The following is a 25049-nucleotide window of genomic DNA, read 5'->3' on the forward strand; positions in this document are numbered from 1 at the left end:
TCCGGACGCCCTGAGGAGATCGGGAGATCTCCGAGGCTCGCGAGGAGGCCGCTCGATGACGGTGTTGCACGGCATGGCGTGGGGCCACCAGCGCGGCGTCGGCTGCCTGCGGGAGGTTTCGGCCGCGTACGAGCGGCGGCATCCCGGGGTGCGGATCAGCTGGGATTCGCGGTCCCTGCGGGAGTTCGAGGACGTGCCGATCGTCGAGCTGGCCGCCCGCTACGACCTGATCGCGATGGACCACCCGTACGTCGGCCAGGCGCACGCCAATGCCGCCTTGGTGCCGCTGGAAGAACTGCTTCCGGAGCCGTTCCTGGCGCAGCAGCGGGAGAACAGCACCGGCCCGAGCTTCGCGAGCTACACCTGGGCGGGCAGCCAGTGGGCGGTGGCGATGGACTCCGCAGCCCAGGTTTCGGCGTACCGACCGGAAACGTTCGACGCGGTGCCGACGTCCTGGGAAGACGTGACGGCCTGCCTGAAGGAGCTGCCCCGGCACCAGGCGGTGCTGCCCGCGAACCCGACGCACCTGCTCTGCGGCCTGCTGACGCTGTGCTCGCAGATCGGGGGGAGCGGCTGGCTGGACCGGGCCGGGCTCGACCCGGAGGTGGCGGTGCCCGCCGCTGAGCGGCTGCTGGGCCTGCTGGCGCTGGTCGACGCGCGGTCGCTGGACCTCGACCCGATCGAGGCGCTGACCGCGATGTCCGCCGGCGACGTGGCCTATTCGCCGATGGTGTTCGGCTACGTGAACTACGCGAGCGACCACGCGGTCCGCTTCGCCGACATCCCGTCGCCGGACGGTGTGCCGGCCGGATCGCTGCTCGGCGGCGTCGGTCTGGCGATCTCGGCGAAGTGCGCGGAACCCGTTGCGGCGGCGCGGTTCCTGTCGCACGTCGTCAGCCCGGAGTGCCAGCGCGGCGCGTACGCGGCGGCAGGTGGCCAGCCGGGCAACCGGGCGGCGTGGACCGATCCGGCGGTGGACGCGGCGTCGGGCGGGTTCTACTCCGCGACGCTGCGGACGCTGGACCGGGCCTTCGTGCGGCCCCGGCACATCGCCTACCCCGTGGTGCACCGCCGGGCGTCCGAGGAGATCCACCCGCTGGTCCGGCGCGGGACGGCGGCCGGGGAGATCGTGCGCCGGTTCAACGAGGTCTGCGCGGCGACTTATGCGGAGCTGGAGCCGTGACGACGCTCGCCGAGCTGGTCGCCGCCGCGCACCGGACCTTCGCCGCGCGTCCTGCCATCGGCGCGCTGACCTTCGGCGATCTGGGCGCCCAGGCCCGGGCCGCGGCGACGGCGTTGCGGTGGCTCGGCCTGCGGCCGGGCGATCGGGTGCTGATCGCGCTGGACAACCGGCCGGAGGTGCTGGCGCTGGAACACGCGCTGTGGCTGGGCGGATTCGTGCGCGTCGCGGTGAGCACCCGGTTGCACCCGGCCGAGATCGCCGCGATCGCCGACGACTGCGCTGCCGCCGCGATCGTGACCGAGCTCGACGTGCCGGGGCGCCGGGTGATCGCGCCGGGCGCGGAGCTGTTCGCCGGCCCGGCCGACGACTTCGAGCCGCGCCACGACCCGGACGAGCTCGCCGCGCTGATGTACACCTCGGGCAGCACGGGACGGCCCAAGGGCGCGCGGGTGACCAGCGGCGCGTGGGTCGCGATGGTGGAGGCGATGTGGCAGGAGCTGCCGCCGATCGGGCCGGACGACGTCGTGCTGCACGTCGCGCCGATGAGCCACTTCAGCGGCTCCGTCGGCTCCGCCTACACCCTGGCAGGCGCGGCGGCGGTGCCGCTGACCAGGTTCGACGCGGTCGAGGCGGTCGAGGCGATCGAGCGGCACCGGGTGACCGCCGTGACGCTCGTGCCGACCATGCTCGAACGGCTCGCCGAGGTCGTCGACCGGCCGGCGAGCCTGCGCGCTGTCGTCTACGGCGCGGCCCCGATCTCGGTCCCGGCGATGCGCCGCGCGCAGCAGGCGTTCGGGACGGTGCTGTACCAGTTCTACGGGCTGAGTGAAGCGCTCGCGCCCCTGACCGTGCTCTCCGCGGCCGACCACGCCACCGGTGACCCGCAGGTGCTCTCCTCCATCGGGCGACCGGTGGACTCGGTGGAACTGTCCATCGTGGATGGTGAGATCGCCGTTCGCGGGCCGCAGATCATGCCCGGCTACTGGGGCGGCGAGGCGCTGTGGGACGGCTGGTTCTGCACCGGTGATCTCGGCCACCTGGACGCCGCCGGACGCGTCCACCTGGCCGGGCGGCGCAGCGAGCTGATCGTGACCGGCGGCTTCAACGTCCACCCGGCGGAGGTCGAGCAGGCCATCGCCGCGCTGGACGGCGTCGCCGAGGTCGCCGTGCTCGGCGTGCCGGACGCGCGCTGGGGCGAGGCCGTTTCCGCCGCCGTCGTCCGCAGGCCGGGCAGCGAAGTGTCCGAAGAGGACGTTCGACGGGCTTGCGCGCGGCGGCTCGCCGGGTACAAGAAACCCCGGCGCGTCGTGTTCCTGCCCGAGCTGCCGCAGACCAGCACCGGCAAGCCCGATCGCAAGCGGCTCCGCGCCGCCTTCAGCTGACCCCGAAACCGAAAGGCAGGTGCGAAAGTCATGCCGGAGCAGGCATTGCAGGGGATCCGCGTCCTCGACTTCACCCAGATGATGCTCGGCCCCTACGGCACCCAGCTGCTGGCCGACCTCGGCGCCGACGTCATCAAGGTCGAGCGGCTCGACGGCGAATGGGAGCGCGGCCTGCACATGCAGGGCGAGCTCGTCGGCGGCGACTCGGCGGCGTTCCTGGCGATGAACCGCAACAAGCGGTCGGTGGCGGTGGACCTGCGCTCCGATGCGGTGCGCGACGCGCTGCTGGAGATCGGCGGGACCTGCGACGTGGTGGTGGAGAACTTCCGGCCCGGCGTGCTGGCCCGCCGCGGCCTCGGCTTCGAGGACTTCCGTCGCGTCAATCCGGACATCATCTACTGCTCCGGCTCCGGCTGGGGCCAGGACACCCGCTACGCCAGGGAGAACCGGCCCGGCCAGGACCTGCTGATCCAGTCGATGTCCGGGCTCGCCGCCAATGGCGGCCGGGCGGGCGACCCGCCGACCCCGGCCGGCACCGCGATCGTGGACGCGGCCACGGCGTTGAACCTGGCCAACGGCATCCTCGCCGCCTTGGTAGCCCGGCTGCGCCACGGCGTCGGCCAACGCGTCGAGGTGGACCTGTACTCGACGGCGATCTCCTTGCAGTGCCAGGAGATCTCGTCGATGGTCAACCAGGGCGCGGAGTTCTCCCGGTCGACCGAAGGCGTCGGCCAGGCGTGGCTGGACGCGCCGTTCGGGATCTACCGAACCGCGGACGGCTGGCTGGCCGTGGCGATGGCGCCGCTGGACGTGGTCGGCCCGCTGTTCGGCGCGCCGCAGGTCGCGGAGCTGGACGCCTGGGCGGACCGCGACGAGGTCAAGCGGATCCTGGAAGCCCGCACCGCGCAGCGGCCCACACAGGACTGGCTGGACGCGCTGCTGCCCGCGGGCGTGTGGTGCGCACGGGTGCGCAGCACGAAGGAGGCGGTGGACGAGCTGCGGGCCGACGGCTCGGACCTGATCGTGCGCACCCGGCACGCGAAGGCCGGGGACATCGAGCTGATCGGCTGCCCGATCCGGCTGTCGGAGACGCCGTGGCAGCTGCGCTACGCGCCGCCGGCGGTGGGGGAGCACACCAGCGACGTTCTCGACGAGGTGCTCAGCGCCGAGCAGATCGAGCGGCTGCGCGCGGACGGAGCCGTGGCATGAAGGTGCACGAGAACCTGGTGGAAACGCGGCAGGACGGCGTCGCAGTGCTGCGCATCGACCGGGAAAGCGCGCTCGGCGCGCTGTCGCGCGGCATGGTCGAGGCGCTGGGGGAGTACCTCGTGCGCCTGCGTTCGGACGACGAGGTGCGGGTGCTGGTGCTCACCGGCACCGGGCGCGGGTTCATCGCCGGGGCGGACATCAACGAGTACTCCGGCGTCGCCCGCACCGCCTTCGACGACTACCAGAAGCTCTCGCGCGGCGTGTTCGACCAGCTCGCCGCGCTGCCGCAGCCGACGATCGCGGCGGTCAACGGCTACGCGCTCGGCGGCGGCTTCGAGGTGGCGCTGTGCTGCGACTTCATCGTTGCCTCCACCGCAGCCCGGTTCGGCCTGCCGGAGGTGTCGCTCGGCCTGCTGCCCGGTGGCGGCGGCACGGTGCGGCTGGCCCGGGCGGTCGGAGCGCGCGTCACGAAGGAACTGGTGCTCACCGGTCGCCGGATGAAGCCCGACGAGGCGCAACGCCTCGGGTTGCTCACGGCGTTGGTGGAGCCGGAGGAGCTGGTCCCGCGCGCGGTGGAGCTGGCGACGACGATCGCCGGGCAGGCGCCGCTGGCGGTGCGGGAGGGCAAGCGGCTGGTCGACGACGGGCTGGAGACCGGGCTGGCCGCCGCGCTGACCTGCGAACAGCAGGTGTTGTCCTGGCTCTACACCACCGATGATGCACGGGAAGGCGTAGCGGCGTTCCTGGAGAAGCGATCGGCGGTGTTCCGCGGCCACTGAGTCACCGCCGCCGGCGGCAACACGGAGCGGGCGTTCGCGGAGTGGGGCGCCCAGCACCTGATCGGCCGGCTGATCGAGCCGGCGGAGGTGGCCGCGGCGATCGCCTTCCGGGCGTCGCCGGAGGCCAGCGGGATCACCGGCAGGACCCTCCTCGTCGACGGCGGCCTGACAGCCCGCCTCGCCGTCTGGAGCGGTGTCGTCCTACTGCGGACGTGCGGGGTGTCCGGTTCCGCAAGTTCCATTGAAATCGAACCTTCGATTTCAATGGAACTTGCGGTCCTCCGGTGTGTCGGGCCACGACATGCCGGAGGTTGTGGACAACTTCCGCAATTTCAATGGAAATCGGACCTTCGATTTCCATTGAAATTGCACACCCCGCAGGTCACAGGTGGGTGAGCAGGGAGGCCACTAGGGCCGCTCGCTCGGGTAGGGAGGCCGCGACGATCTGCTCGTCCGGGGCGTGGGCGCCGCGGCCGACCGGGCCGAGGCCGTCGAGGCTGGGGACGCCGAGGGATCCCGTCAGATTGGTGTCCGCCGCTCCCGAGGCCGGGCGGCCCGAGGTTTCCTGCCCGACCGCTCGTGCCGCGCGGGCCAGCGTTCCGGCGAGTTCGCCGGGCCCCGGATCCGTCCACACCGGACGGCTGGTGAGGATGTCGGCGGCGACGGTGGTGCCGGGGCGGATCGGGCTCAGGTCGCGCAGGGCCGCCAGCACGGTGCGCTCGGTCGAGGTGTCGGTGAAGCGCATGCCGATCTCGCACCACGCCTCTCCCGGGACCACGTTGGTCCGGCCGCCGCCGGCGATGGTGCCGACGTTGCACAGCATGTCCGGGTGCGCCGCCGCGATCCGGCGCACGGCCAGCAACTGGTCGATCAGCTCCTCGATCGCCGAAGCGCCGTCCTCCGGTGCCAGCGCCGCGTGCGATTCCCGGCCGGTCACGCTGATGCGCGCGCGGGTGCTGCCCCAGCGGGCGGTCTTCACCGCGCCATCCGGGTGCGGCGGCTCGAAGCCGAGCGCCGCCACCGCGTTCGCGCAGTGCTCGGCGATCAGTTCGCGCGCCGATGGCGACCCGACCTCCTCGTCGGCCACCACGATCATCGTGATCGGCCGGTGGTCGGCCCGGGCGAGCATTTCCAGGGCGGTTTCGAAGACGACGAGCCCGCCCTTCATGTCGTAGACGCCCGGCCCGTGGATCCGGCCGTCGCGCTCCAGCCACGGCACCGCGCCGTCGAGCGTGCCGGCCGGCCACACCGTGTCGTGGTGGCCCAGGCACAGGATCGGCCGTTCGCCCTGCCTGCCGCCGGTGCCGGGGAAGTGCGCGAGCAGGTTCGCGCCGGTGGCGTGCGCGCGTCGTTCGGTGCGCGCGCCGAGCTCGGCGTAGCGCTGCTCCAGCAGGTCGAGAAGGGCGTCGAGCGCGGGCGTCTGCCCGCTCGGCGTCTCCAGCCGGACGTAGCGGTGCAGCCGGTCGCGCATCCGCGCGGCGTCGGCGGGCCGGGCATCGATCAACGCATCAGTCACAGATACGGAACGTATAACTTGAGAACCAGGGAGACAACCCTGTTGACAAAACGGATTTAGCGGCTCATGTTGTCCGGGTTACGTTTCATATGTTCGGTTGCAGCGGGTGTTCATCCCGATGCGCCGGGCGAGGAGGGGTCGTGGGGCGCGGACCGGAATCGGCTGTCCTGGCCGGCGACTTCGTCGTGCAGAACCTGGACACCGCCGAGCTGCAGCGGCAGGCCGCCGCGCTGTACCGGCGCGTCTTCGGTTACCAGAATTCCGACGTCGGGCTGAGCCCGCCGCTGCTGACCGGGCTGCTGCGCAACGGCGGCTCCGCCGTCGGCGCCGTCGCCGCCGACGGCACCTTGCTCGGCTTCGCCTACGGGATGCGAGGCGGTGACGGAGAAGGCATGTACCACTACTCGCAGGCCGCGGTCGTCGCACCGGAGAGCCAGGGCCTCGGGCTGGGCCGCCGGCTGAAGCTGGCGCAGGCGGCCGTCGCGCGCGACACCGGCATGCGCTTCATGCGCTGGTCCTACGACCCGCTGATCTCCCGCAACGCGCACTTCAACCTGGACGTCCTCGGCGCGCTCGGCCGCTGGTACGTCGACGACTTCTACCTGCACGAGCGCTCGGACCGGGTGGTCGTCGAGTGGGATCTCGAACGGCCGCCCACCCCGGCCGCGACGACCGGCCCGAACCCGCCCGCCACCCGCGCCGACTGGGGCCGCCCGCAGCAGCGGGGCGCGCACGGCTGGCTCGCGCTGCCGACCGATCCGACGCTGCTGGGCCCGGCCGAGGACGCCGAGGTGCGTGCCGCGGTCCGCGCGGGTTTCCACGAGTTCCTGGCGCTGGGGCTCGTCGCCCGGTCCTGCCGCCAGGTCTCCGCGGAGACCTCGGTTTACTGGTTCGCCCCACCGACCGACGATCGGAGCCGAACGTGACCGCCCGCAACGCCAACCGCGACCTCGCCAGCCCTCGCCAGCGCTTCGACGCGCGGGTGCAGCGCCGCTCTGCGGCCGTCCTGCAACAGCGCGTCGTCGAGCAGGAGATCCGGTCGCTGGACGCGGCGATGGCGTCGATCGGCCACGACGGATCGGTGGAGCGGGCCGCCGCGCTGGTGGTCGGCGCCCGCCGCCGGTTCATCCTGGGCGCGGGCAAGTCCTTCGGCTACGCGTGCCTGCTGGCCGCCGACCTGGGCGCGTCGCTGTCGAACGTGACCACCATCGACGGCCGGATCGTGCAGGCCATCGACGTGCTGACCGAGGTGCGCTCCAGCGACGTGCTGGTCGTCTTTTCGCTGCGCCGCTACCGCCGCGAAAGCGTCGAGGTGGCCCGCCAGTTCGCCGCCGCCGGCGGCGCGCTGGTGGTGGTCACCGACGCCGAGGACGCGCCGCTGTCCGCCGTCGCCGACGCGGTGATCGTCGTGCCCACCGAGAGCGCGTCCTATTCGGACTCGCCGACCGCCGTCGCCGCCGTCGCGCACGTGCTGGCCACCCTGACCACCGCGAGCGCCAAGGGCGCCCAGCGCCGCCTCGGCGAGCGGGACCGCTTCTCTCGCTCCCTGGGCATCTACCTGGACGAGGCCGACAACCCCGAATCGGAGAACCCGTGAAGATCGACAGCGCGACGCTGCACCGCGTTCGGCTTCCGCTGAAGCACAGCTTCCAGACCAGCTCGCACCGCAAGGACCACCTGGAGCACGTCCTGGTGCGGCTCACCGATGAGACCGGCGCGGTGGGCTGGGGCGAGATCGCCTCGCCGTCCGACCCGTTCTACGCGCCCGACACCGTCGAGACCAGCTGGCTGATCGCCACCGAATACCTGCTGCCCGCCATCCTCGGCCGCGAGGTCGAGCACCCGGGCCGGCTCGGCGAGCTCTACGGCAAGGTGCGCGGGCACCGCTTCGCAGCCGCCGGCGTCGACGCCGCCGGATGGGCGCTGTGGAGCCGGATGCGGGGCGTGCCGCTCGCGAAAGCGCTTGGCGGCGAACGGGAAACCGTGGTGGCCGGGGTGTCGCTGGGCATCGAGCGCACCATCGACGAGCTGCTCGAACAGGTGCAGCGGCAGGTCGACGCCGGGTACCCGCGGGTGAAGCTGAAGATCGCGCCGGGCTGGGACGTCGAACCGGTGAAGCAGGTCCGCGCCGCGTTCCCGGCGCTGAACCTGCACGTCGACGCCAACGGCGCCTACCTCGACATCCCGGAACACCGGGCGCTGCTGCGAGAGCTGGACAACTTCGAGCTCGCCATGATCGAGCAGCCGTTCGCGCCGCGCGCGCTGCTGCCGTCCGCGCAGCTGCAGGAGAGCATCGAAACCCCCGTCTGCCTTGACGAATCCGTCGACACCCTGGACGATCTGCGCACCGCGATCGCACTGCGGGCCGGGCGGATCCTCAACATCAAGGCGTCCCGGATGGGCGGGCTGACCACTGCGGTCGCCGCGCACGACCTGGCCCGCGACGCGGGCTGGCCGGTGTGGTGCGGCGGGATGCACGAGTTCGGCATCGGCCGCATCGCCAACGTCGCGCTGTCCAGCCTGCCCGGTTTCACGCTGCCATCGGACGTTTCGGCATCCGACAAGTACTACGCCCGCGACGTGGTGTTCCCGCCGCTGGTCGCGCAGCACGGGGCCGTCGCCGTGCCCACCACCCCGGGGCTCGGCGTCGAGGTCGACGAGGACTTCATCGCCCAGCACAGCCACCAGACCCACAGAAAGCAGTCCTCATGAGCAATGTGGACAGTGCCGACGCCTCGACGGGCGCGGATGCCCCCGCCGGACGGTCTCGCGTCCGGTCCCTGACCATCACCTGCAGCGCCATCGCCGGGCTCGTGCTGTCCGCGGCCGTCGGCCCGTTCGCGCAGGCACCGACGCTGTGGGGCTTGGTGCCGATCGTGCTCTACGCGGTGCTCGCGCTCATCGGCATGGACATCATCGTGGCGACCGTCGTGGCGGTGATCTCCGCGCTGCTGATCATGCTGCCGACGCCCGTCGCGGTCGGCGAGCTGCTCGGCGAATCCCTCGGCGAGCAGGTCACCGTGATCGGCCTGGTGATCATGCTCGGCGCCGGGGTCGGCGAGATCCTGCGCAGCACCGGCATCGCGGCGACCATCGTGCGCGGCGTGATGCGCGTGGTCGGCGACCGCAGCCGCACCGCCGCGACGCTCGGCGTGATGGTCTCCTGCCTCATCCTCGTCGCCAGCCTCGGCACCCTCGCCGGTGCGCTGGCCATCGCCGCTCCGCTGCTGCTGCCGATCGTCGCCCGGCTCGGCTTCACCCGCTCCGCGACCGCCTCGATGATGTTCATCGGCGGCTGCGCGGGCCTCGCGCTCGCGCCGTTCGCCGGCTCCAACGTCGCCATCATGAGCGCGGCCGAGGTCGGCTACCTGCAGTACCTGCTGTACGGGGCGGGGCCGCTGGCGGTGCTGTCGCTGGTCGCCGGGTTGCTGATCGTGCCGTGGATGCAGCGGCGCACCGAGGGCACCGGCGACGAGTACGACGCGGCCGATCTCGGCGCCACCGACGAGAAGCCGGTGCGCGGCAGCGGCCGTGCGACCGCGGCGTTCGGCATCGTCCTGGTCGCCAGCGTCGCGTACGCGATCGTCTCGGGCGCGGGCACCACGTTCCCGCTGCTCGCGCTGCCGGTGCTGGGCATCGTGGCCGGGCTGGCCGGCGGGCTCGGGCCGGTGGAGATCGCCACCCAGATGTACCGGGGCGCGGCGCGGCTGGTGAACGTGTTCCTGCTGTTCTGGCTGCTGGCGGTGCTGTTCGCCGCGATCGACGAGCTGCAGCCGTTCCAGGTCGTCCTCGACACCTACGGCGCCGACCTGCAGGGCCTGCCGCCGTTCGTGTTCGCGCTGGTGATCGCCGCGCTCGGCTGGGTCGGCGTGCCCGGCGCCACCGCCGCGCAGGTGGTGTTGCTGGACAAGGTCTTCGGCGAGCTCGCGGCCAGCGTCGGGGTCACCACCGGCGCCTGGGTCGTGGTGCTGCTGTTCGCGTCCAAGGCGGACACCTACGGGCCGTTCCCCAACGCCAACATGGTCAGCGCGATGAGCCTGGCGCGTTCCACCAATCTGAAGAACACGCTGCTGACCGGCTTCGCGCTGCTCGTGCCTTGCTGCCTGCTGTACGCCGCGATCCTGTTCTTCGAAACCAGCTGACCGGGAGAGGCTCCATGTTCGACATCGTGATCAACGGCGGCGACGTCGTCGACGGGACCGGAACGCCGCGACGGCGCGGCAACGTGGGCGTCGTCGGCGACCGGATCGCCGAGGTCAGCACCGCGAAGCTGGCCGGGAAGCGGGAGATCGACGCCACCGGGCAGGTCGTCGCGCCGGGCTTCATCGACCTGCACTCGCACGCCGACTACACCCTCGAAGGACATCCCGGCGCCGCCACGCAGATCCACCAGGGCGTCACGACGCTGATCACCGGCAACTGCGGGCACTCGCCGTTCCCGTTCACCGATCCGGACCTGATCCGCCGGGCGAGCATCATCGACGACCGCGCGCTGAGCTGGAACTGGCGCGACGCGGCCGGTTTCCGCGAGATCGTCGACGGCGCGGCCCTGAACGTCGGGCTCCAGGTCGGGCACAACGCGGTGCGCCTCGCGGTGCTCGGCGACGTCGACCGCGCGCCCGGCGAAGACGAGCTGGCGCGGATGTGCGCGTTGGTGAAAACCGCCGCGCAGCAAGGAGTCGTGGGCTTCTCCACCGGCCTGATCTACGCGCCGGGGGTGTTCGCCGACGCCGCCGAGGTGCGCGCGCTGGTCGCCGCGGCGGCGTCGGCCGGCCTGCTGTACTCGACGCACATGCGCAACGAGGCGGCGACGTTGCTCGACGCGGTGCGCGAAGCGATCGAGGCCGCGGAGCTTTCCGGTGCGCGGCTGGAGATCTCGCACCTCAAGGCGATGGGGCCGGAGAACCACGGCAAGGTCGTCGAAGCCCTCGCGCTCATCGACGCGGCACGCGAGCGGGGAGTGGACGTCGCCGCCGACGTCTACCCGTACACCGCCTCCAGCACCTCGCTGGTGTCCCGGCTGCCGGCGTGGGCGGTCGACGGCGGCAAGGACGCGCTCCTGGCGCGGCTCGCCGACACCACCGTCCGCGAACGCATCGCCGCCGAGCTGCGCGCGAGGTTCGGCCGCGACATCGATCCGGAAGGCGTGATCATCGCCGACCTGCCGATCGGTGCGGAAAGCCCGCACATGGGGTTGTCGATCGCGGAGATCGGCCGCCGAGCGGGCACCGATCCCGCCGAGGCGGCGCTGCGGGTGCTGGAGGAGCACGCGGCGAACGTGGCGATCGTGAACCACGCGATGAGCGAGGCGGATGTCGAAACGGTGCTCCGGCACCCGTGGGTGTCGGTGGCCAGCGACGGCTGGACCCTGTCCGAGCAGGGCGAGGGCCGTCCGCACCCACGCAGCTTCGGCACGTACGCGCGGGTGCTCGGGCGCTACGTGCGCGAGCGCGGGGTGCTGCCCATCGAGGAAGCGGTGCGGAAGATGACCGCCCTGCCCGCCTCCCGCGCCCGGCTGACCGACCGGGGCGTGCTGGCGGCGGGCAAGGCCGCCGACATCGCCGTGTTCGATCCCGGCGCGATCATCGACAACTCGACCTTCGAGCAGCCGTGGCGACTGGCGACGGGCTGCTCGACGGTGCTGGTCAACGGCGTGCCGGCGCTGCTCGACGGCACCGCGACCGGCCGTCGCGGCGGAGCGGTGCTGACGCCGGCGTGATCAGGGCTTGCGGCCGACCCCGGCGAGGCCGGTGAAGCGCTCCGGGTGTTCGTCGACGTCCGCTTCGGCCGCCGGGCGCCACAGCGGCAGCGGCACCACGCCCGGCTCCAGCAGCTCGAAGCCCTCGAAGAACGCCTTGACGTCCGCCTTGGGGCGCATGGTCATCGGGGTCGCAGTGCGCTGGCGGTAGAGGTCGGCGTGGGACGACGCCACGTCGGGCCGGCCCTCCGGGGCGGCGTGCGAGATGACCAGGAAGCTGCCGGGCGCGAGCGCGTCCCGGTACTTGGCGACGATCTCGTACGGCCGGGCCTCGTCGCCGACGAAGTGCAGCACCGCGACCATCATCAGCGCCACCGGTTGGCTGAGGTCGAGCAGGTCGGCGACCTCGGGGGAGTCGAGCACCGCGTCCGGGTCGCACAGGTCCGCGCGGATGATCGAGGCGTTCGGGCTGTCCCGCAGCAGGTTCTTGCTGTAGGCCACCGCGACCGGATCGGTGTCCACGTAGACCACGCGGGCGCCCGGCGCCGCCTGCTGGGCGACCTCGTGCACGTTGCCCACCGTCGGGATGCCCGAGCCGAGGTCGAGGAACTGGCGGATGCCCTGCTCGGCGCAGTGCTGCACGGCCCGCCGCAGGAAGGCGCGGTTGGCCTGCATGATCAGCGGCAGCTCCGGCCACATCCGGATGGCCTCCTCGGCCATCTGGCGGTCGATCGCGAAGTTGTGGTTGCCGCCGAGGTAGTAGTCGTAGACCCGGGCCGCGTTGGGCTTCTCGAGGTCGATGCTCTCCGGCTCGGTCGGCGTCTGCGGCATCCGGTCCTCCTCACGGCTGGGCGACGCCATCCGCCGCCCAGCCGTGATGCTAACCCCGCCCGTTATGTCCTGTCTCCAAGGGCGGCCGCGGAGATCACGCCGCAGCTCCGGCACGCCGGTCGAGCTTGACCACGACGCCGAGGGCCACCAGGGCGACCGCCGCGCCGCCGGTCATGGTGATCGCCATCGCCGGGCCGTCGTTGCCGAGGACGCCGACCAGCGGCGCGATCAGCGCGCCGAGGCCGAACTGCCCGGCGCCGAGCAGCGCGGCGGCGGTCCCGGCGGCCTCGCCGTGCCGCGACAGCGCGAGCGCCGGGGCGTTCGGCAGCACGAAGCCCATCGCCCCCAGCACCAGCCACAGCGGCACGATGAACCCGTACAGCCCGCCGGTCCCGGTGGTGGTCAGCGCCGTGAGCACCAGGCCGGCGACGGTCGCGGCCACCAGCGCGCCGGTGACGATTTGCTTCGGCGTGTACCGGTTCAGCAGCACGACGTTGAACTGGGACGCCCCGATGAGCGCCACCGCGCCGACGCCGAAGACCAGCCCGAACGCCTGCTGGTTGAGGCCGAACTGCTCCTGCAGCACGAACGACGAGCCGGAGATGTAGGAGAACAGCGCCGACATCGCCAGCGCCGCCACGATCGCCAACAGCACGAAGTCGCGGTCGGTGAGCAGCGTCCGGTAGGTGCGCAGCACCGGCCGGAACTCCGCGACCTGGCGGCGCTCCAGAGGCAGCGTCTCCCTCAGCGCGAAGATGGCGACGACCAGCAGGCCCGCGCCGATGATCGCCAGCGCGCCGAACACGCCGCGCCACGACCCGGCCAGCAGGATGGCGCCGCCCAGCGTCGGCGCGAGGATCGGCGCCACGCCCATCACCAGCATCAGGCGGGACATCGCGGTGGCCGCCGTGCGCCCGGTGAACAGGTCGCGCACCACGGCCAGCGCGACGACCATCGTGGCCGCCGCGCCGACGCCCTGGAGCGCGCGCAGGACGCCCAGGACCGCCACGTTCGGCGCGAAGAGGCAGGCCACCGACGCCGCGATGTGCACGGCCGTGCCCGCGATCAGCGGGATTCGCCGGCCGACGATGTCGGAGAACGGCCCGATCAGCAGCTGGCCGAAGCCGAGCCCGAGCAGAGTGCCGGTGAGGGTGAGCTGCACGGTGGACGCGGAGGCCTGCAGGTCGTTGCCGATCGCCGGCAGCGCCGGCAGGTACATGTCGATGGTCAGGGGGCCGAGGGCGATGAGCGCCCCCAGCACGAGGATCACCCGGAATCGCTCGAATCCGGTCGGCTCTTCGGTCACCGGGCGCGCACGGTGTGCCTCCGGTGGGCTCTGCACCGCAACGTTGTCCATCATTGCCTTTCGAATTCACCGCGGAAGATTTCAGGGAATCTGACGCGGGCTTCAGCGATCACGCCGATCCGTTTGTTCCCGCTGTCGCGACGAATTCGCTGTGATGCGGGCTACATGGGTCGTGGTCGTCCTGGAATTCGTTGGCGCGTGCCGGATTTCGACCGATTTATGTTAGAGCCGCTAAGTATCCATTGTGGACTGGAATGCGGGTCGGGAAAATGTCAAATGAATTTCCAGGGGCGAAACGGTGCTGCAACACCGGATCGATCCGGCGGCGATTTCGCGCGAAATCGGCGAAGGGGGAACCGCTGATTTCGCGCGAAATCGCCCTCGCTAGGCGGCTCGGCTGCTGGCGATGAGGTCTCGCCGCTCGCGTTCGCCCAAGCCGCCCCAGACCCCGTAGGGCTCGCGGGCCTTCAGTGCATGGGCTCGGCACTGCCGCATGACCGGGCAGTCCTGGCAGATGCGCTTCGCTCGCCGTTCGCGGTTCTCGCGGGCGCTGCCGCGTTCGTTCTCCGGGTGGAAGAACCTGCTCGCCTTGACGTCGCGGCAGGCGGCCTGGAGCTGCCAGTGCCAGGCTTCGCTGACCGGTTTGGGCAACCGAGCTGTTGCGGCCACTGCTACCACCTCCGGTGATCTCGCTTTCGCCGGCACTCAGTCGCCCTACCCAGGTCGGCGCCCCGGCACACGTGCCGCCGGGAAGATCGAGCGGGATTCACTTGATCGTTCGCGTACCCGGCCAACGGGTCGGATGTGCACAGTGGACGGTCCCGTCGAGCCGTCCGCCCTGCTACCGGTCGGGGGTACTCTCTAGTCCGGACCGGCGGCGATGGGAGCGGAGATGCACGGATACACCGGGGACAAGGACAACTACCTGAAGCGCTTGGCGCGCATCGAGGGGCAGGTCCGCGGCTTGGCCCGGATGATCGAGGAGGACAAGTACTGCATCGACATCCTGACGCAGATCTCCGCGGCCACCAAGGGCCTGCAGGCGGTGTCGCTGCGGCTGCTGGACGAGCACCTCAAGCACTGCGTGGCCGAGGCGCTGTCCGAGGGCGGGAAGAACGCCGACGAGAAGGTGCGCGAGGCGAGCGAGGCGATCGCGCGGCTGGTCAAGTCCTGACCCGCGCCACCGCCGCGCCGAAGTCGAGTGGTGGGTGAGGGGCACCCGCGACCTGGTCGCGGGTGCCCCTCGCTGCGGGTGGTCAGCCCTGGGGGAGCAAGCCGCGCATGGTGTCGATCTCGGCTTGCTGGGTGTCGATGATCTGCTGCGCCATCTGCTTCGCGGCCGGGAACCGGCCGCTGTCGAGCTCGGTCCGAGCCATGGTGACCGCGCCCTCGTGGTGCTTGATCATCAGCGTCAGGAACTGCCGGTCGAACTCCGCGCCGCGGGCCTGTTCGAGCTGCTGCATCTCGGTGTCCGACATCATGCCGCCCATGTCGCCGTGACCCATGGCGCCGTGGTCCATGCCGGGCGTGGACTCCGGGGCGCCCCAGTCGCGCAGCCAGCCGGTGAGCGTCTGGATCTCCGGGCCCTGCGCGGCCTCGATCTGCCGGGCGAGGTTCTTGACCTCCTCGGACTGCGCCCGCTCCGGCACCAGCCGGGACATCTCGATCGCCTGCTCGTGGTGCGGGATCATGCCCTGCGCGAACGTGACGTCGGCCGCGTTGTTCGCCGCCTGCTGGTCGGCCCCGGGCTGGGTGGCGCTGGTCGGCGCCCCGTGGCCGGGCATGTTGCTCATGTCGTCACCGCCGCCGCAACCGGCCAGGACGGCCGCCGCCGCGACCGCGCCGATGGCAGCGGTGAGCACGCGCGTGCGCTTCATGGTGTTGTCCTCGTCTTTCGTGAGCTGAAAAGGGCATGCGGAAGCAGGCCACGTGGATCCGTGGCCGCTCAGCTGCCGATCAGCGCCGAAGCACGCACAACACCGCTAACCGCCGGGGGACCGGGGTGGGCGGCCGGAAGCGGGTGAACGCCGTGATCGCGAGCGGCTTCGGGTTCTCCGCCGAGGCGCTCGCGATGCGGCGCAGGAGGGGTAGCAGGAGCGCGATGAACCCGGCGGCGATCGCCAGGCACAGGTGCAGCAGGCCGTGGTCCGGTGCTGCGGGCGGTTCGCCGTGCTCGGTGGGCGTCGCGGAATGCATGGCTACCGCGGCCGACGGGTGTGGCTGGTCGTGCTGCGCGGGCACGTGGTGCATCAGCACCACGCCGAGCGCGAGGACCACCAGGAGTCCCCACCGCACCAGCCTTGAACGCGCCTGCACGACACCAACCATACCCGGGCTGGGTTTCAGGACCTGACGAGCCGGGCGATCGCGTCGCTGGCCTCGCGGATCTTCTCGTCGGCCTGCCCGCCGCCGTCGGCCACCGCCTCGGCGACGCAGTGCTGGAGGTGTTCGTCCAGCAGCCCCAGGGCCACCGCCTGCAGGGCCTTGGTGGTCGCCGAGACCTGGGTCAGCACGTCGATGCAGTACTCGTCGTTGTCGATCATCCGGGCCAGGCCGCGCACCTGGCCCTCGATGCGGCGCAGTCGCTTGGCGTAGTCGTCCTTGTTCTGGGTGTAGCCGTGCATCGCGACCTCCTCGGGTCCTCGGCGACACCTCCGTTATACCCCCAGGGGGTAGCGTCGGCAAGGTGGCCTCAGAGGAAGCCGTCCGTCCGGACCGGCTCCTTGGCGGACTCCGGGTCGCGGCGCTCGGTGCGCCGCAGCCACAGCACCCCGCCGAGCTGCACCAGCGTGGCGGCGCCGGTCATCACGGCGGCGATGACGGCGAACGCAGGCCACTCGTAGATGAAGCCGAGCACCACGGCGGCGACGAAGAAAAGCGCCGTGCGCACCAGCAGCACGCTGAGCCGACTCTTGTTGATCACTCCGGGGCACCTTCCTGCAGACATCCGCCACCGCGAGTGTAGGCGGCCCGATATGTCCGGCTGCGTGCGCGGGGACGGTCATGACCGGGCCTCCAGGCCGCGGATCCGCGGCTCGATCTTGACCGGTGGGAGTCCACCCGGCGGTTGTGCCTCCCGCTACCGTGGACGGGGTATTCGGTCAGGCCGGGGGTGGGCATTGGTTGCGTTTCCGCGGATTCCGCGGGAGATGTTCGTTTTCACCACCACCGAACGTGCTGACCTGCACACCGCCGCGCTTTACGCGTTCGGCGAAGCCAATGAGCGGTTGGAAACCGCGCTGACCTTCGACGACGTGCACGCCCGGCTGCGATCGGTCGGCTGGTTCGAGCCGGTTTCCGACGAAGAACTCGACGCGACGCTGTCCCGGCTGCGGCAGTGGGGCCTGGTTGACGTGGTGCAGAACCACGCCGCGCACTACACCACAGCCGAGGACTACGAGCGCAAGAACCTCCAGTACCTGCTCACCAAACGCGGTGAGGCGGCGTACGAAGGCGTGCAGCACGCGCTGTCCGTGCTTGCTTCCAGCGGGGCGTTGCAGACTGCTGTGCTGGATGCGATCGCCGAGCGGCTCGGTGAACTGCACAGCCTCATGAGCTCGGAAGTTGCGTCGAACCGCCGTATCTACACGACGCTGATGGAACTCGAAGGCCATCTCGACGCGCTGCGCACCAACACCAAGCAGTTCAACAGCGAACTGCAGCGGCTGCTGCGCGCGGACCAGCCGGACCTGGCGACCTTCCAGGAGGTCAAGCGCGCCACCGTCGGATACCTGCAGGAGTTCGTGACGAACCTGGACCAGCGACGCCACACCATCCAGGAGGCTGTCGGCCTGGTCGAGGAGCTGGGTGTCGACGCGCTGCACCGGCACGCGGTGGCAGGCGCTGAGCTGCCGAAGCTGAGCACCTCGGATCCAGAAGCGGAATGGTTGCGGCACCGCGCCGCGAAGTGGGCCGGGCTGCGCGGCTGGTTCCGGCCTGTGGACGATGCCGTGCCACGGGTGGACGAACTGCAGGACATCGCCCGGCGCGCGATCGTCCAGCTGCTGCGGGCACTGGACCGGATGAGCGACGTGCGCCGGCGGTCCACCAGTGCGGCGGCGGACTTCCGTGCCCTTGCGAGGTGGTTCGCCGCAAGCGGCAGTGAAGACGAAGCGCATCGGTTGTTCAACGCCGCGTTCGGGATGTGGCCGGCCCGGCACGCGCACCTCGCGCACGACGACGGCGAGCTGATCTCCAGCGGCGAAAGCTGGGCCCAGGCCCCACCGGTGCCGGTATCGCCGTTGTTGCGCAGCAGCGGCCGAACCGAACGGGTTGCTCGCACCGGCAAGGTCCGCGACGTCGAAGAGGTGCGACGACTCCGGCGTGAGCAGGCCCGGCAGCAGCGCGCCGAGCTGGAGGTCGCCTGGCGGCAACTGGCCACCCCTGGCCCGATCCGGCTGTCCGGCATCGGCGAGCTGGACCGCGACAGCTTCCACCGCTTGCTGGAGCTGATCGGCCGTGCCCTGACCGCCCGCGAGGACGGCAGCGGCGTGCGGCGGGCGATGACCTCCGACGGGCGTGTGGAGATCCTGCTGCGCAGCCCGCACGACGCGGCCACAGCCGCTGTGCGCACGCCACACGGAGTGTTCAACGGGCCGGACTTCGTCATCGACATTCGCACCACCGGCTCGCGATCGCGAGCTGAGGAGGCGCAGTGAGCAACCTCAACAACCAGCTCGTCAAGCAGGAAACCGAGGAGGTCGCCCGAGGAATCCGCCTGCTGCTGGCCAGGCCGCTGCTCACCGCCGCCGCCGACGAGGACGGCTTCGACCTGGTGCGGCGGCGGCGCGATCCGATCGTGAAGTGGTTCGACTACTACTGCGGCTGGCGTGCGCTCGTCGAGCCCAGGCTCGGCTACGCGCGGCTCGGCAAGGTCACCGACCGCCCGGACCCGACCCGCCCGGTCCGCAGGTTGCGCTCCTCACGAGCACCGTTCGACCGCCGCCGCTACACGCTGCTGTGCGTCGCTGCCGCGGAACTGCTGGCCGCCCCGGTGACCACGATCGGGCTGCTCGCGGACCGGATGGTGCAGGCGACTGCCGCGGAGCCGGCGCTGCCGACGTTCGACCCCACCCGCCGCGACGAGCGATCGGCCTACGTGGACTCGTTGAAGTGGCTGGAGCGCTGCGGCGCGATCCGCCCGGTGGACGGCAGCACCGAGAGCTACCTGGACCACGCGGACGCCAAGGTGCTGTACCAGATCGACACAACGCTGCTGGTGCGACTGCTGGCCGCGCCCGTGCCACCATCCAGACTGGCCGAGCTGGAGATCGCCGCATTGCTGGCCGAAACCCGCTACGGCGACGCCGCGGACCCGGACGCAGCCGTGTCGGAGAACCAGCGCAACCTGTGGCTACGGCATTCGATCATGCGGCGTCTGATCGACGACCCGGTTGTGTACCGCGCGGACCTGACCACGGCACAGCTCGGCTACCTCGCATCGCCGACCGGCCGGCGAATCATCGCCCGCGGCGTCCAGCAGGCGGGTTGCGTGCTGGAGGAACGCTCCGACGGTTACCTGGTGATCGACCCGGACGCGATCGCGACCGACACGAAGTTCCCGGACGACAGCTCGCACCCCAAGGTTGCGGCGCTGCTGGTACTGGACAAGCTCAACGAGACCGCAGACTGGCTGCCGGCCGCCGAACTGACGCACGCCGCTGCCGAACTGCTCGACCGGTTCCGCTCCTGGGGCAGGGCATATCGCTCCGACGGTGGCACCCAGCGACTCGCCCACGACGCGGTGGAGATCCTCCGCGCCTTCGGCCTGGCCGAGCGGCGTGCCGACGGAGCGATTCGCGCGCTACCGGCGGCGGCCCGCTACGCCGTCGAGCGCATCCGGACCGACGAAGCAGGACACCGATGACCGTCACCGAACTCGATCCCGATCGGAACAACCAGCGGCGCTGGCGGCCGACCCGCGCCGGGATCGTCAACATCTGGCGCTACTACGGGGAAACCTTCGAGTTCCACCAGGGGCGGCTGCTGCTGCGCGGCCCCAACGGCACCGGCAAATCCAAGGCACTCGAACTGCTGCTGCCGTACCTGTTCGACGCCAGCCTGCGGCCGCACCGGCTGTCCACGTTCGGCAGCGGCGACCGGACGATGCACTGGAACCTGATGGGGGAGGGCAACACCGGAAGCACCCGGGTCGGCTACGTATGGCTGGAATTCGGTCGTGTCATCGATGGCGAACAGGCCTGGTTCAGCTGCGGTGCCCGACTGCAGGCCACCGCCAACACCAAGAACGTGACGTCCACGTACTTCACCACCACGCGGCGCGTCGGCCTGCCGGGCGGCGTGCGACTGGTCAACGACGCGGGCAGGCCCTTGATCAAGAGTGATCTCGCGGCCGAGATCGGCGATGACGGCGAGGTGTACGGCTCACCGGCCGACTACCGGCGCGCAGTCCGGCAGGCGCTCTTCCCCGGAGTGAGCGAACAGCGCTACGACGCGCTGATCACCGCGTTGCTGCAGCTGCGCACGCCGAAACTGTCAGAACGGCTGGACCCCAGTGTGCTGTCCACGCTGCTCTCCAAGGCCCTGCCACCACTGGACCACACCGACATCGCCGAAATCGCCGAAGGGTTCGAACGCCTCGACCGGCAACGCGAGGAACTCAAGATCCTCGACGGCGAGGTCGCCGAGGCCGAAAAACTTGCCACTAGGCAGAAGACCTACGCCCAACGCGTCCTGCGGTTCACGGCGGCCGGACTCATCACCGCCACGTCGCAGATGTCCGAGGTTACCCGCAAGGCCCGGGAAAGCCGCGAAGAACATGCCAAGGCGAAGGCCGAACTCGCGGAGGTGAACAAGCAGGACAACGCCCTGGCGGCGGAGAAAAGCCGGACCGACACCCGCATCGAAGGAATCGTCGACTCGCCCGCATACCGCGAAGGCAGCCGACTGCCCCAACTGCGGAAGTCGGTCGAAGCAGCCGAGCGTCACGCCGCCGACGCCGCCAGACACGCGGCGAACCTGCGCGACCAGGCCATACGGGACGCCGAACGCGCGGCGGAGCTCGCGCGCGAGGCGCAAATGGCAGAACAGGAGACGGACCGCAGGTCAGGCGAGGCGCGGCAAGCCGCGGAGCGAGCCGGCATGCCGGCGGTCTTGACGGAAATCGCGCGAAGCGCGGACACCGCGAGCGGCCGAAGGCTGCTGCGAGCCGCCGTGGACAGCAAGGCGAAGCAAGTCGCGCAGGTGCGGCGCGCAGCGGGCGCGCACCGCGAAGCGGTGGAGCACCGCAGCAACGTGGAACGATGGGTGGAGGCGACGCGGGAGCAGCTCGCCGCAGCGGAGAGCGACGCGGCAGCGGCGCGGCAGGCGTTGGAGCGGCGACTCGGGGAGCTGGCGGCGGAGCTTGTGCGATGGGCTCAGGCGTGTCGGCAGCTGGTGATGCGAGATCCCGAACGGCTCGCCGAGTTGGTGACCGATCGCGCCGCCTTGCTCGACGTCGTTCGCGAGGCGGAAAACGTTGTGCTCGAACGATGTTCCATCGCCGAGACCGAGTTGCGCGCCACCCGGTCCGGGCTGTTGGCCGAGATCGCCGGGCACGCGGCGGAGCGTGGTGAGCTGGAGCGGCGCGTTGATCGCCCACCGCCCACTCCGCACACTCGCGGCATGGACCGGGCGAGCGTGGACGGCGCCCCGCTGTGGAGGCTGTTGGAGTTCCGGGCGGACGTGCCGGATGCGGTGCGCGCGGCCGTAGAGGCCGGCCTGGAAGCCGCCGGGTTGCTCGACGCGTGGGTGCTGCCCAAGGGCACGCTCAGCGCCCCTGACCGGGACACCTTCGCCGAGACGCTGTTCTCGGTGTCCGCGCCCGGCCGTTGCCTGGCCGATCTGTTGGTCGTGGACGAGAGGTCCCCGGTGAGCACGGACCGGGTGCAGCGGTTGCTGGCCGGGATCGCCTTCGGCGACACCGCACCGAACCATCCCGCGGCCATCGGCGGCGACGGCACCTGGCGGCTGGCCAGCGTGCACGGTCGCTGGCACAAGTCGGAAGCGGAGTTCATCGGCACCGCCGCCCGGGAACGCGCCCGCAGTCGGCGCATCGCGGAGCTGGACGAACTGATCGAGGCTCTGAAGGTCAGCGTCGACGAAGTCGACGACCGGCTGCGGAACGTCGCGCAGCACCGCGAAGCACTCGTCGCGGAGCTCGCGCAGCGGCCCGGTTTCGACGGAGTCGATGCCGCCGAAAACGAGCTCACCAAAGCGGAACTGCTTTGCGCGACCCGCGGGGATGCGGTTTCGGCCGCCGAGCAGGACCGGCGGTCCCGGGAGGACGAGGTCGCGGCGGCGTGGCGCGAGTTGACCAGCGAAGCGGCTACGCACGGCCTGCCGACCGGCGAGGACAAGCTCGTCGACGTCGACGCCGCGGTGCGGAACCTGCGCGACGTTGCCGACCTTTGGCTCGACAGCCGTGCGGAATCACGCACCGCTGCCGAAAAGGCGCGGGACGCCGGGCATCGGGCGGACGAATCCTCGGACAACGCCGCAGCCGCGAAGGAAACCGCCGACGAGCGCGGCCAGGAAGCCGAGAATGCCGCGATCAAGCTACGCACCGTCGAGGAATCGGTCGGAACCGAGTACCGGAAGCTGGACGAAGACCTCGCCGCTCTTCGGAAGCAAGGCGAGGAAATCGTCGCGGAGCGGGATCGGTTGCGCGGAGCAGAGCGGCGGCTGGACGAGCGCATCGGCACGCTGGCCGAACGGCAGCGCGAAGACGAGTCGAGGATGGCGGATGCGACCGAGGCTCGGGACGGCGCGGAGGAGCGGTTCCGAGAGCAGGTCGCGGGGAGCCTGCCGGAAGACGCGCGCGTCGAGCTCGATCCCGGGCCGCTCAACGGCAAGCGGTCCGCGTTGGACGCAGCGCGCAAGCTCGCCGAGCAGCTCTCCGGCGTGCTCCACGAGCCGAAGAACGTGCGCGACGCCGAAGGACGGCTTGCCCAGGCCGTGCACGATGCCCAGCCGCTGTTGGCCGGCCGCGCCGACCTGGACCTGGAGCAGGGCGAGGAGATCAGCCTGTTCACCGCGACGGTGGACGGCGTGCGACACGGCGCGGTGGCGCTGCTGAATCTGCTGCGGGCCGACCGGGAGCGCACCGCTGAGCAGATCACCGCCGACGAGCGGAAGCTGTTCGACCAGACGTTGACCGGGGACACCAGGCGGCACATCGCCGAACGCATCCGGGCCGCCAACGAGCTCGTCGACACGATGAACCACCGGCTGGAACGCGTTCGCACCGCGTCCAACGTGCGGGTTCGCCTCGTCTGGCAGGTCGATCAGCAGTTGCCGGCGGGCACCCGGGAGGCGCGCGAGTTGCTCCTGCGCAACCCGGCAACGCTGGCGGAGCCGGAACGCGACGCGCTGCACCGGTTCTTCCGGGAGCGGGTGGACGAGGCCCGTTCCACCGACACCGCGACCGGCTGGGAGCAGCAGCTGCTCCAGGTGCTGGACTACACCGCGTGGCACCAGTTCGTGGTGAAGGTGGACCGTGGCCGGGGCGAGGGCTGGCAGCCGGTCACCAAGCGCCTGCACGGCGCTCTCTCCGGCGGCGAGAAGGCGATCGTGCTGCACCTCCCGCTGTTCGCGGCGGCTGCCGCGCACTACCAGTCCACGCCACTCGCGCCGCGGTTGATCCTGCTGGACGAGGTGTTCGTCGGGGTCGACAGCACCAACCGCGGACAACTCCTGGAGCTGCTGGTGGGCTTCGACCTGGACCTGGTGCTGACCTCCGACCACGAGTGGTGCGACTACCGGGAGCTGACCGGCATCGCCATCCACCAGCTCATCACCGGCACTGACGACGATGCGGTGACGACCGTCCGATTCACCTGGGACGGCCGCGAGTTGCGCGCTGCCGAGGAGCCGCTCGATGCCTGATGTGCGGGCCCGCTACGACATCCCGGAACTCGCGCCGTTGTGGCGCGTGCTGTGGGAACGGTTCTCCTCGGGACGAGCGGTCAGCAGCGTGCGGTTGCGCGGGCTGGAACCGGACCAGAGCGCGGCGCTCGCCGACCTGCTCGGCCTGGACCGGCTGCCGGGAGTGGATGCGTCGGTGTCGGTGCGGGCGTTGGACGAGGCGCTCGGACCGGCCACCGGGCTGACGGCCAGGGAGATCGCCGAACTCATCGTCGGCCGATTGGAGAACCGTGCGGAAACGCGCCTCGCGGCAACCAACGCCCGCGCCGAGCTCTGGGTGTGGCTCGATGAGCATCCCGTTGTCCGTGCCGAGCCCGCTCTGGCCGGGTGGGCGGCGGGAATCAGGCGCGGGGGCCTGATCGGCGGGTCGGCGGCCCGGACCCGGAAGGTGATCGCGCAAGCTTTGTCCGTGCTGGCGGCATTGCCCTCGGACGGTCGCCCATTGTCCACATTGGCTGGTGACGTCTGCGATGACACGCACGCGCTCGACGACGGAACCCGGACGTCGGCCCTGGTCCTCAAGGCGTTGGCGGCGATCCACGACGAGGCGCCGCCGCAGAACGCAGAGGAGCGACGAGCGTGCTGGGAGCGCGCGGGAGTGGAATGCGACGCGCTTTCCACCTCGGTGCTCACCGCCGGTTTCCGGCCCGGTGGGACTGATCCGCTCTCGGTCACGCTGCAAGCGTGGACCGACGCGGGGCACGCGGCGGTCGTGACGCTGGCCCAGCTCCGCGACTTCGGCCCGCCGAGAGGCGCGACAGTGGTGCACGTGGTGGAGAACCCGGCGATGGTCGCGATGGCGACCGCCCGCTTCCGGTCGCAGTGCCCACCACTGGTCACGACATCGGGCTGGCCGAACAGCGCCGCCATCCACCTTCTGCGCCGGCTTGCCGAATCAGGTGCGCAGGTGCGCTATCACGGCGACTTCGACGGCGAAGGAGTGCGCATCGCCGCGCACGTCGTCGCCCGCACCGGTGCGCAACCGTGGGCCATGTCCGCGGCCGACTACCTCGCGGCGGTTCGCCCCGGACGCCCGGATCCCGGCAACATCACCGACGCCCCCTGGGATCCGGAGCTGTCAGAAGCCATGCGCGGGCACCGCGCAACGGTGTCGGAAGAACATGTCGCCGAACAGCTCTTGACCGATCTGGCCGCGTTCCGCGGACCGCACTGCTGACGTTCGCCCTGCGAGGGCGGGCGGCGATCGCGAATGCGAAGTCT

23 protein-coding genes are annotated in these 25049 nt (G+C 71.1%); 15 read left to right on the forward strand and 8 right to left on the reverse strand.

Going from position 1 to position 25049, the window contains the following annotated elements:
- The first annotated feature begins 55 nt into the window (after positions 1 to 55).
- From E1288_RS03990 to E1288_RS49775, 5 genes are all read left to right on the forward strand, one after another.
- The gene (locus E1288_RS03990; protein WP_132480846.1) at positions 56 to 1183 is read left to right on the forward strand and encodes an ABC transporter substrate-binding protein; all 1128 of its coding nucleotides are present in this window, start codon (positions 56 to 58) and stop codon (positions 1181 to 1183) included.
- On the forward strand, positions 1180 to 2565 hold the full coding sequence (locus tag E1288_RS03995) for a class I adenylate-forming enzyme family protein (RefSeq protein ID WP_207954162.1): 1386 nt from the start codon (positions 1180 to 1182) through the stop codon (positions 2563 to 2565). The genes E1288_RS03990 and E1288_RS03995 overlap by 4 nt, the downstream gene beginning before the upstream one ends.
- 30 nt (positions 2566 to 2595) lie before the next feature.
- Entirely contained in the window at positions 2596 to 3774 is a 1179-nt protein-coding gene (locus E1288_RS04000) for a CaiB/BaiF CoA transferase family protein (RefSeq protein WP_132480849.1), read from the forward strand.
- Positions 3771 to 4553: an enoyl-CoA hydratase/isomerase family protein gene (locus E1288_RS04005; protein WP_132480852.1), complete on the forward strand. Its 783-nt coding sequence runs from the start codon at positions 3771 to 3773 to the stop codon at positions 4551 to 4553. The genes E1288_RS04000 and E1288_RS04005 overlap by 4 nt, the downstream gene beginning before the upstream one ends.
- Positions 4554 to 4625: 72 nt before the next feature.
- Complete coding sequence (locus tag E1288_RS49775) at positions 4626 to 4949, forward strand: SDR family oxidoreductase (protein ID WP_408012920.1); 324 nt, start codon at positions 4626 to 4628, stop codon at positions 4947 to 4949.
- On the opposite strand, the gene E1288_RS04015 is transcribed toward E1288_RS49775, so the two are convergent.
- The gene (locus E1288_RS04015) at positions 4936 to 6069 is read right to left on the reverse strand and encodes a M20/M25/M40 family metallo-hydrolase (RefSeq protein ID WP_235883322.1); all 1134 of its coding nucleotides are present in this window, start codon (positions 6067 to 6069) and stop codon (positions 4936 to 4938) included. The genes E1288_RS49775 and E1288_RS04015 overlap by 14 nt on opposite strands.
- 140 nt (positions 6070 to 6209) lie before the next feature.
- Between E1288_RS04015 and E1288_RS04020 the strand changes: the two genes are divergently transcribed.
- Genes E1288_RS04020 through E1288_RS04040 form a run of 5 tightly spaced genes read left to right on the forward strand, consistent with a single transcriptional unit; the run spans position 6210 to position 11788 of the window.
- Complete coding sequence (locus tag E1288_RS04020) at positions 6210 to 6995, forward strand: GNAT family N-acetyltransferase (protein ID WP_132480855.1); 786 nt, start codon at positions 6210 to 6212, stop codon at positions 6993 to 6995.
- Positions 6992 to 7666: a MurR/RpiR family transcriptional regulator gene (locus E1288_RS04025; RefSeq protein WP_132480858.1), complete on the forward strand. Its 675-nt coding sequence runs from the start codon at positions 6992 to 6994 to the stop codon at positions 7664 to 7666. Before E1288_RS04020 ends, E1288_RS04025 begins: the two co-directional genes overlap by 4 nt.
- Complete coding sequence (gene menC, locus E1288_RS04030; RefSeq protein ID WP_132480861.1) at positions 7663 to 8781, forward strand: o-succinylbenzoate synthase; 1119 nt, start codon at positions 7663 to 7665, stop codon at positions 8779 to 8781. Before E1288_RS04025 ends, menC begins: the two co-directional genes overlap by 4 nt.
- Positions 8778 to 10211, forward strand: coding sequence for a Na+/H+ antiporter NhaC family protein (locus E1288_RS04035; RefSeq protein ID WP_132480864.1), 1434 nt, complete (start codon positions 8778 to 8780; stop codon positions 10209 to 10211). The genes menC and E1288_RS04035 overlap by 4 nt, the downstream gene beginning before the upstream one ends.
- A gap of 14 nt (positions 10212 to 10225) precedes the next feature.
- Positions 10226 to 11788, forward strand: coding sequence for an N-acyl-D-amino-acid deacylase family protein (locus E1288_RS04040; RefSeq protein ID WP_132480867.1), 1563 nt, complete (start codon positions 10226 to 10228; stop codon positions 11786 to 11788).
- Here E1288_RS04040 and E1288_RS04045 read toward each other — a convergent pair whose 3' ends face one another.
- From E1288_RS04045 to E1288_RS04055, 3 genes are all read right to left on the reverse strand, one after another.
- Positions 11789 to 12598 carry an SAM-dependent methyltransferase gene (locus E1288_RS04045; protein ID WP_132480870.1) on the reverse strand — a complete coding sequence of 270 codons (810 nt, stop codon included), beginning with the start codon at positions 12596 to 12598 and terminating at the stop codon, positions 11789 to 11791.
- 94 nt (positions 12599 to 12692) lie between these two features.
- Positions 12693 to 13904 carry a multidrug effflux MFS transporter gene (locus E1288_RS04050; protein WP_235883323.1) on the reverse strand — a complete coding sequence of 404 codons (1212 nt, stop codon included), beginning with the start codon at positions 13902 to 13904 and terminating at the stop codon, positions 12693 to 12695.
- 384 nt (positions 13905 to 14288) lie between these two features.
- Positions 14289 to 14573: a WhiB family transcriptional regulator gene (locus E1288_RS04055; protein ID WP_132480873.1), complete on the reverse strand. Its 285-nt coding sequence runs from the start codon at positions 14571 to 14573 to the stop codon at positions 14289 to 14291.
- Positions 14574 to 14796: 223 nt separating this feature from the next.
- On the opposite strand from E1288_RS04055, the gene E1288_RS04060 reads away from it, so the two are divergent.
- On the forward strand, positions 14797 to 15078 hold the full coding sequence (locus E1288_RS04060) for a metal-sensitive transcriptional regulator (RefSeq protein ID WP_093259932.1): 282 nt from the start codon (positions 14797 to 14799) through the stop codon (positions 15076 to 15078).
- An 82-nt stretch (positions 15079 to 15160) separates the two neighbouring features.
- Here the strand turns inward: E1288_RS04060 and E1288_RS04065 are convergent, their stop codons facing one another.
- From E1288_RS04065 to E1288_RS04080, 4 genes are all read right to left on the reverse strand, one after another.
- The gene (locus E1288_RS04065) at positions 15161 to 15781 is read right to left on the reverse strand and encodes a DUF305 domain-containing protein (protein WP_132480876.1); all 621 of its coding nucleotides are present in this window, start codon (positions 15779 to 15781) and stop codon (positions 15161 to 15163) included.
- 79 nt (positions 15782 to 15860) lie between these two features.
- Positions 15861 to 16220, reverse strand: a complete 360-nt coding sequence (locus E1288_RS04070) for a hypothetical protein (protein WP_132480879.1) — start codon at positions 16218 to 16220, stop codon at positions 15861 to 15863.
- 26 nt (positions 16221 to 16246) lie between these two features.
- Entirely contained in the window at positions 16247 to 16528 is a 282-nt protein-coding gene (locus E1288_RS04075; RefSeq protein WP_093259926.1) for a metal-sensitive transcriptional regulator, read from the reverse strand.
- A gap of 68 nt (positions 16529 to 16596) precedes the next feature.
- On the reverse strand, positions 16597 to 16827 hold the full coding sequence (locus tag E1288_RS04080) for a hypothetical protein (protein WP_132480882.1): 231 nt from the start codon (positions 16825 to 16827) through the stop codon (positions 16597 to 16599).
- Between the two features lie 226 nt (positions 16828 to 17053).
- Between E1288_RS04080 and E1288_RS04085 the strand changes: the two genes are divergently transcribed.
- Genes E1288_RS04085 through E1288_RS04100 form a run of 4 tightly spaced genes read left to right on the forward strand, consistent with a single transcriptional unit; the run spans position 17054 to position 25005 of the window.
- The gene (locus E1288_RS04085; RefSeq protein WP_132480885.1) at positions 17054 to 18562 is read left to right on the forward strand and encodes a TIGR02677 family protein; all 1509 of its coding nucleotides are present in this window, start codon (positions 17054 to 17056) and stop codon (positions 18560 to 18562) included.
- Entirely contained in the window at positions 18559 to 19770 is a 1212-nt protein-coding gene (locus E1288_RS04090; protein WP_132480888.1) for a TIGR02678 family protein, read from the forward strand. Before E1288_RS04085 ends, E1288_RS04090 begins: the two co-directional genes overlap by 4 nt.
- Entirely contained in the window at positions 19767 to 23789 is a 4023-nt protein-coding gene (locus tag E1288_RS04095) for a TIGR02680 family protein (protein WP_132480891.1), read from the forward strand. The genes E1288_RS04090 and E1288_RS04095 overlap by 4 nt, the downstream gene beginning before the upstream one ends.
- Positions 23782 to 25005: a TIGR02679 family protein gene (locus E1288_RS04100; protein ID WP_132480894.1), complete on the forward strand. Its 1224-nt coding sequence runs from the start codon at positions 23782 to 23784 to the stop codon at positions 25003 to 25005. Before E1288_RS04095 ends, E1288_RS04100 begins: the two co-directional genes overlap by 8 nt.
- Positions 25006 to 25049: the final 44 nt, after the last annotated feature.

The sequence above is a fragment of the Saccharopolyspora elongata genome (assembly GCF_004348985.1).
GTDB lineage: Bacteria > Actinomycetota > Actinomycetes > Mycobacteriales > Pseudonocardiaceae > Saccharopolyspora > Saccharopolyspora elongata.